Annotated in this window: 1 protein-coding gene; it reads right to left on the reverse strand. The window is 61.7% G+C overall.

Annotation, left to right across the window (positions count from 1 at the left end):
* Positions 1–266, reverse strand: a 266-nt coding sequence (locus tag SB816_RS32190; RefSeq protein ID WP_410548269.1) for a 5-oxoproline transporter, DUF979 family subunit, incomplete at both ends; no start/stop codon positions are given.

Here is a 266-nt window from a genome sequence, read left to right on the forward strand (position 1 = left end):
GTCCGGCAGCTCGAGCAACGCCGCCGGCACGATATTGAAGTTGGCGGCCATCGGGGTCATCAGGGTACCGCAGTAGCCGGAGAACATGCCGATGGCTGCCATCACCGCCGGGTTACCGCCGTAGATACCGACCAGCACCGGCACGCCGACGCCGCCGGTCATCACCGGGAATGCCGCGAAACCGTTCCCCATGATCACTGTAAACAGCGCCATGCCCAGCACGTAGACCATCACGGCCACCAACTTGTAATCCAGGTTGATATAAG

Source organism: Achromobacter sp. SIMBA_011, assembly GCF_046535435.1.
Taxonomy (GTDB): domain Bacteria; phylum Pseudomonadota; class Gammaproteobacteria; order Burkholderiales; family Burkholderiaceae_B; genus Achromobacter; species Achromobacter dolens.